The sequence below is a fragment of the Alitiscatomonas aceti genome (assembly GCF_025567195.1).
GTDB lineage: Bacteria > Bacillota > Clostridia > Lachnospirales > Lachnospiraceae > Alitiscatomonas > Alitiscatomonas aceti.
In genome coordinates, this window is sequence record NZ_JAOQJF010000018.1 from 46,931 (window position 1) to 53,706 (window position 6,776).

Sequence of the window (6,776 nt, forward strand, 5' to 3'; positions counted from 1 at the left end):
GGCAAGGTCAAAGAAGTCACGCCTGTCAGTGGTCTCAAAGCCGCCTACTGTGATGTCCGCCTTGGGATAGAGCTGCTTTGCGATGCGCCCGGAAACCGGGTCCAGCTCCACGCCGTACAGACGGCTGTTTCGCATTTCCTCCGGCAGCATACCGAAGAAATTGCCCACACCCATAGATGGCTCCAGAATATTTCCGGTCTCAAACCCCATACGGCCCACCGCTTCATAGATGGCCTGAATGACCGTAGGGCTGGTGTAGTGGGCGTTGAGGGTGGAGCTTCTGGCGGCGGCATATTCCTCTGGGGTCAGCAGCTCTTTCAGCTGGGCATACTCGGAAGCCCATGCCGTTTTCTCCGGGTCAAAGGCGTCGGCAAGACCGCCCCAGCCCACATAGCGGGATAGGACTTCCTGCTGTTCGGGGCTTGCCTGCTGTCCGGCAGCTTCCAGATTTTTCAGCAAACGAATGGCATTGATATTTGCCTGGAACTTAGCTTTCGGACCGCCTTCGCCCAAATGCTCATCGGTAATACGGAAGTTTTGTGCATTGCGGAGCAGGTTTGCCTTGTATTCCTCATAGGAGGCTTCCTCGGCAGCTTTGGCATTGGGGAAGGTCTGCCACTGGCCATTGACCTGAATGGAAACCGGGTGTTCGTCCAGCACTTCCTCAAAGGTTTTCTCCGGCTCTGTCACAGGGGCTGGTGGCTCCGGCTCCTCGATATGCAGCCGTTCCACCACCACATCATAAGGCAGATTGTTTTTATCGCCCGGATAAACGGCTACGGTCTCGGAATGGAGGACCGGGGCTTCAGCAACCGGTTCGGAGCGTTCCTGTCCAAAACCGTCCAGCTGACGGGCATACATCCCACGCAGCAAAGGCGCAACCTCATCCCAGCGGAAATACAGCATAGCCAGACGCTTTTCCTCTGCATCCATGACTTCCAGCTCTATGCCCTGTGCCGTGGTACGGTAATCGGCAATATCACCAGTCTCCAGATCCAGCGTCTCGATCTCACCGGAATAGGCTCTACTCAGCCAGTAGGCGATCTCACTGTTGCTCCTGCCGGATTGCAGCAGCGTGGAAACCTGTTTTTTATCTGCTTCATCCATCAGTCCATGGGCCAATACATCCCGCAAGTCCTGATCTACCTTGTCCGGGTCAACGGGAAGAAACTCGGTATAGTAAGCATTGCGGCGGTCTGCCCGAAGCAGCTGTTCAAACTGTTCTTTGTGTTCTGCACGGTAGATGGGATATACCATACCGGTGGGCAGAAGCTGCACAGTGTCATCCCGCAGCTCCGTGATCTGATAGGCGTCATCCTCGATATACACGGTATCTCCCACGGCATAGACCGGGGCGGCAGGGTCATAGGAGGTTCTTTGCGGAATAGGGCCGCGAACGGCGTCATACTCCTCATCGGAAATGGAAACCTCGGAAGTCTGTTCTGCCTCAGCAGCTGCGATCTGCTCTGCATCCGACATTACTCGCTGGATAAACGGGTCATTGTCCAGTTTTTCCGGGTCTGCCACCTGGCCGTTGACGATCCCTCTTTCCTCCAGAGCTTCCCGGATGGCGATAGGGTCGATGTTGTCAAAACGGTCCTGTTCTTCTTCGGTATAGAACCGGTCCTCCTGAATGAGCTGGGCAATCCTGCGTTGTACCTTCGGCCAGGGCAGCTGCGTTTCCTCCGGGCTGCCGGCACGAGTAATGAACAGGCTGTTGCTGTTACTGCTGCCGTATTCCTGAGCCAGCCATGCGGCAGTATCTTTCTCTCTTGCATGGTCTTTCATATAGCGGACGACAGCGTGTTTACTCTCAATATTGCCGTTCCATGCACAAATGGCAGAATCAATATCTTCCTGAGAAAGAGGGCGCAGAAGCTCATGGAGCTTTGGATAGGTTTCGTCGATCACTTCCCGGTGCAGGCGCTGGCGGAACTCCGGCACATCCGAATAGAGGCGGATCAGCTCCATATTCTTAGAGGCAAGGACCGCACGGCGCACAGCGGCATTGCCCTCGATGACAGCATTTTCACGGTCAGAATGACCGCAGGCATTGCGGTATGCGGCATCCTCGAAAATGGCGGCAGTTACCACAGGCTTATACTGCTCAAACTGCTCCCGAAGGGTAGGCTTTGGCGTTTCTTCCTCCACCTCCGGCTGCTGGGCTTGAATGGCATCTTCTTCTGCCAGTTCCTTTTCAGCCTGGATCTTGTCATACTGCGCCTGTTCCTGTTCGGTAAGATAGCGGCCTTTCTGAACAAGAGAGGTAATGCGCTTGGCAACATTTTCCCAGTTCAAGTGAACATCCGGGCAGTCCTGCTTTTTATAGTGCACTCCTTTTCCGTCGTGATCTTCGCCGCTGTGTGTTGCGCCGGACAGGGCATGAGAGCGACCACCAATGCCATACTCGTCTTTGAGGAATCTCACTTTTTCCTTATCCGTATGGTTTTCCATGAAGAACGCATAGATGCGGCCTTTTCCTCCGGCAAAACTGCTGCCGCTGGTCATGGCGGCGTCGATCTCATCCTCGGTAATGAAGTGCTGGACGGTTGGCACTTGGGAAAGGTCCGAAGAAAAAGTCCTGCGTGGCAGGTCAAGGTCCTTCAGGTTCTCCCAGATTTCCCTTGGCCTATGATAGTGAAAGCGCAGCAGGTCACGGTCCTGCTGATAAGCGGTCCAGAAGGCGGCGTATTCTTCCTTGAGGGTCTGGCGGAAAGCCGGGTCACTTAGCTGCTCCGTCAGGCGGCGGGTCTCCTCCGGGAACCCATTGCCTTTGATCTCTGACAGGCAGGACAAATATCCGGCTTCTCTGGCTTCCTCACTGAAATCGTGATATAGGTTCCAGAACTTTGTGGCAAGGAGGGAGCGTTCATAGCCTGCCGCTTCTGCAAGCTCCACATTGGAGGCGAACTGGCCGCTTTCCAAAAGCTCCCCGATACGCTCTGCGGCGCTCTCCCAGGAAATGACCTGGGCAGACCTGTCATAACGGACAGACTTCCTATGGGAAAGATGGATACCATCCTCGGCATACCATGAGCTTACACTGCCAAGGCCATTGCCGCCGCGGTACAGCGTTTTCAGTATCTCGGCAATCTCAGCGATGGTTTTCTGCTTTTCAAAGGCTGCAACCACACGCTCTCTCTGGCGGTCCGTATTGCCGCCCAAACGCAGCACATGGTCAATATCATTTTGAGCAAAAGAAAAAGCAGAGGATGTATGCGCTACATTCTCTGCTTCATCTATGGATTGAATTTGTTCCGCTTCGGAAAGGAACAGGTTTAGGGTCAGCTGTTGATAAGCTCCGCCATCAGGATCTCCTCGGCCTGGGCTTTGCAGGTGTTCATCAGCCCCACCCACTTCATGGGATCGCTGGCTTTCAACTCCTCTGTGGCTCCCGCTTCCTTCGCCAGCTGGGGCATCATCTGCTCCAGTCTGTTCTGGGCGGTCTCGTCGATCTCGATGAGGTGCGGGTACAGCTTCTCGCTCAGCAACATCTGGTTGTAGAGGATGGGACGGTGTTCCTTCAGATAGGTTTTCCTCATCCTGCCGTACTTGCCCAGAGGTTTCTCCGGCTGCTGGCTCAGCTTCAGGTCGGGAATCAGATAGTCTCCGTTCTGGATATAGGTCATGGGATTGTTCATCTTGCTTGCTCCTTTCTTGGTTGGCTTCGCGCTCTGCATTTCGGACGGTAACGCCGATCTGCCGCAGCACCTGCTGGTTGATCTGGCTGACCGCCGTTCCCAGTGCGCCGATGGTAGCCGGGGTGTTGAAGTCGAAAATCGCCATAAAGTCCTCGTGGGTAAAATAGCGTTCCGGCTCCAATCCGCAGCGGGACATCAGGGCGTAGGAAATGCTGACGGTGGCGGCTGCCTTAAACTGTACTTCGATGTTAAACTCATCATATTCCTCTAAAAAAGAATCGTCAACGATATAGAGAAAGTCCTGACGATGCTCGTTCCAGTATTCGCCCGCCAGCTTTCCGGCCACCGCCTCCAGCTGCTGGGCAAGGTCATCGCCGCCAACCTCGTAAGTGCGCTCCAGCATGGCCGACACAGAATCTCTGTGCTGTTCCTCCAGCTTCCACAGCCAGGGGGTGCGGGAATATTCACGGGTCCCGGTGTCGGAAATGTCAAAGACATAGCGCAGGCGGGGCCTGTCCCCGGAATCGTCCACCAGCGCGATCCCCTTGGAACCGCGCCTTACATACCGGCCCATCTTTTCATTCCACAAATCGTACTCTGCACAGGCGGTGGCGTCCGGTCGCTGGGCGTAGATCATCAGCTGCTCATGGAACGGGTATTTGTAAAGGCGGGAAGCAGTGGTGAGAAACCCTGCCCATTCCTGCCAGCTCCCCGTGAGCTGTGTTGCCACCTTGTCCGCCATCTGTGCATATTGTTCAGCTTTGGTTGGCATGGTGTTCTGTCCTCCTTTCAGTTTTTAGGTAAAAAGGGTGGGGTGGCAGATTGCCACCCCATCCCTGCGGTTATGGTGTTTACTGGTCAAAATCCGGGTACAGCTCCAGCTGGGCAAAGTCCTCATCGGTCATCGCACAGAGCTTCGTAAGGGCGCTGTCGGTCAGCTCCATCAGTTCCGTTTCCTCCGGTGATAGTTCGCCGCGCATCTCACGCAGGCTGTCGATCAATCCGGTGCGGCTGCCGGTATTGTAAATGCACATCAGGTTCATTTCCTCAAAAGTAAAGTTTCCCATAATCAAATCTCCCTTTCTGCGCTCTTTTTGGGTGCTGTCTTTTTGTGTTCTGCTTTGGGCTGGCTTTTCAGCTGGTCCACAACGGACTTTTTCCTGTCTCGTTCCTCTCGATGAACGGCTTCTGCCAAATCCATCAGAGAGATGGGCTGACCGCTGCGGGCCTGCTGTTCCAGCTCTGCCACCGTAGGCTCTTTTGCGCCATTGTTGATGATACCGTCGATCATGCCGTAATCGTCCTCCACGGTCATCTCCGCATTTTTCAGAGGATTTTGCGGCAAGAATCCAGGAATCTGGGTAAAACCAACGCTGTCACAGTAATGACAGGATACCTTACCGTCCTGCTTGATCGCAACGATGTCGCTGACGCTCATGGAGGGATGGTGGTAGTCTGCCGGATGATCGTTGTTGAACTGATTATAAAGCTGTTCAACAGCAGCCTGCGGAGACTTGCAGGGTTCCAACGGCGCAGTATAGACCAGATCATAGTTTTCACGCTTTACCGTCTGTCCGATGGAGCGAAGCCAGTCCATCTCTTCATAGCGAATGTCACGCAATTCATCGGTATGCTTTACCTGATAGATGGCAAAGCAATCTCTGTTCTGGGAGAGAAATGCCTGTTCTCGTTCCTGCTGATGTTCCTGACGCTCCATGACCTTTTCGTGGAACTGAGGGCTTTTCTCCCATTCCTCACGATCCACACCGAAAAGACCCCCATGATCCATGATTTCCTGCGGGTCAAACACCATGCTCTCCGTATTGTCCTCATGCAGCACATAGACGGTCAAACCGGCGGCATCCAGTTCCAGCGCCCGTTCTCTGGTAACAGGGAGCATCCCGTCATAAGAGTAGCCGTATTCCTGCATATCCGGTGTAGAGACCTGCTCATCGGGCATGGGGTATTCATCCAGCGCCTGCTCCTGTGCCTCCGGCAGCTGGGAAGAAGCAGTCATCTGACTGACCTCTACCTGCATCTGCTGATAGGCAGCTTCCTGCAAGGTCTCGATCATGGACAACGGTGCGTATTTTACCGAGTCTTTGCCCAAATCGTTGTCATCACAAATCTGGAGAACTGCCTTCATGCGGGAAAGCTCCGGCATATCCAGCTGACCGCCATCCATCTCTTTCATGGACGCAGCATCGTAAAGGGTGTATTCCCAGCCGCTGTCACAGGGCTGGATATGAAGATAGGTGGCATCGTCGATCAGAAACAAAGCCTCCTGCTGGTTGGCGTCCGCCCCCAGCACCTCCATTTCCGGCATGGCCGCAGCCAGTTCCTTTACCGCTTTCTGTACCAGAGGATTATCACGGTAATAGTCGATTGCCTGGATGGTGTCCAGGTCAATGGTCTGCCCGGTCAAAATAGGGAACGATCCTTCATAGTCGCTTCCATCTTTCAACTCAAAGCCAATGCCCTTGATCCCGTTCATTCGCTCTGCCGGAATCTCCTGATAAATGCGAATTGCTTCCTCCAAAGACAGGTTATCGTGGTATTCTCCGAGGTTTGGAAACTCCATGCACTCTGCTACATAGTAGGTCAGAGTATCCTTAGCGGCATCTGCTGGCTGCTCGATCGGGGCGGTTTCCGGCTCTGCCTTTGCATTGGGGTCAATCCCACGCTCTTTGCAGATTTCCTTATAGTGGCGCTCAATGTCAGAGATTAAAGTGCCGGAGGTCTTGTTGATGGTTTCCAAACTGGCTCTCAGTTCTTTCAGTTCCTTGCCCTGACTCCAGCTGGCAATATAGCCGAAGCTGTTTTCTCCGGTCTCAATGCCAAAATACTTGCAGACCGCATAGGAGATGCTTTCAGCCTCTACTTCCTCCGTGTGACGATTTTTGATTGCCTGTTTTTCTGCGGTTGGATCTTCCTCAACTGCAAGACGCCATTCAAACTGATTTTCGTCCACATAGCGCCAATCCATATCAGAAGCAAATTGTTCAGCTTCTCTTTCTGTGGCAAAACCCAGCTTGAAATCATGCTTGGTTCCACCTTCACTCTCCAGCACAACCTTCCATGACGGTAGCACTTCATATTTTTTAGGGTCATGGAGCTTGCTGTGGGCAATCTCGT

At 53.7% G+C, this 6,776-nt stretch carries 5 protein-coding genes; 1 reads left to right on the top strand and 4 read right to left on the bottom strand.

The genetic code is table 11. The features are described 5' to 3' along the window. A partial coding sequence (locus tag OCV69_RS09990) for a class I SAM-dependent methyltransferase (RefSeq protein ID WP_470207082.1) occupies positions 1–3,174 on the bottom strand: 3,174 nt, incomplete at its 3' end. A 110-nt stretch (positions 3,175–3,284) separates the two neighbouring features. After that, positions 3,285–3,629 carry a TnpV protein gene (locus tag OCV69_RS09995; RefSeq protein WP_463323131.1) on the bottom strand — a complete coding sequence of 115 codons (345 nt, stop codon included), beginning with the start codon at positions 3,627–3,629 and terminating at the stop codon, positions 3,285–3,287. Between OCV69_RS09995 and OCV69_RS10000 the strand changes: the two genes are divergently transcribed. After that, complete coding sequence (locus tag OCV69_RS10000; RefSeq protein WP_262563082.1) at positions 3,628–3,912, top strand: hypothetical protein; 285 nt, start codon at positions 3,628–3,630, stop codon at positions 3,910–3,912. The genes OCV69_RS09995 and OCV69_RS10000 overlap by 2 nt on opposite strands. Before the next feature lie 580 nt (positions 3,913–4,492). Here OCV69_RS10000 and OCV69_RS10005 read toward each other — a convergent pair. Then, positions 4,493–4,708, bottom strand: coding sequence for a transposon-transfer assisting family protein (locus tag OCV69_RS10005; protein ID WP_158358864.1), 216 nt, complete (start codon positions 4,706–4,708; stop codon positions 4,493–4,495). A gap of 2 nt (positions 4,709–4,710) precedes the next feature. Next, the coding region (locus OCV69_RS10010; RefSeq protein ID WP_262563083.1) for a YodL domain-containing protein at positions 4,711–6,776 on the bottom strand (2,066 nt) is incomplete at its 5' end.

Coding starts and splice junctions, on each gene's coding strand:
- OCV69_RS09995 (WP_463323131.1), bottom strand. CDS start 3,629: ATGACCTATATCCAGAACGGAGACTATCTGATTCCCGACCTGAAGCTG.
- OCV69_RS10005 (WP_158358864.1), bottom strand. CDS start 4,708: ATGGGAAACTTTACTTTTGAGGAAATGAACCTGATGTGCATTTACAAT.
- OCV69_RS10000 (WP_262563082.1), top strand. CDS start 3,628: ATGGGATTGTTCATCTTGCTTGCTCCTTTCTTGGTTGGCTTCGCGCTC.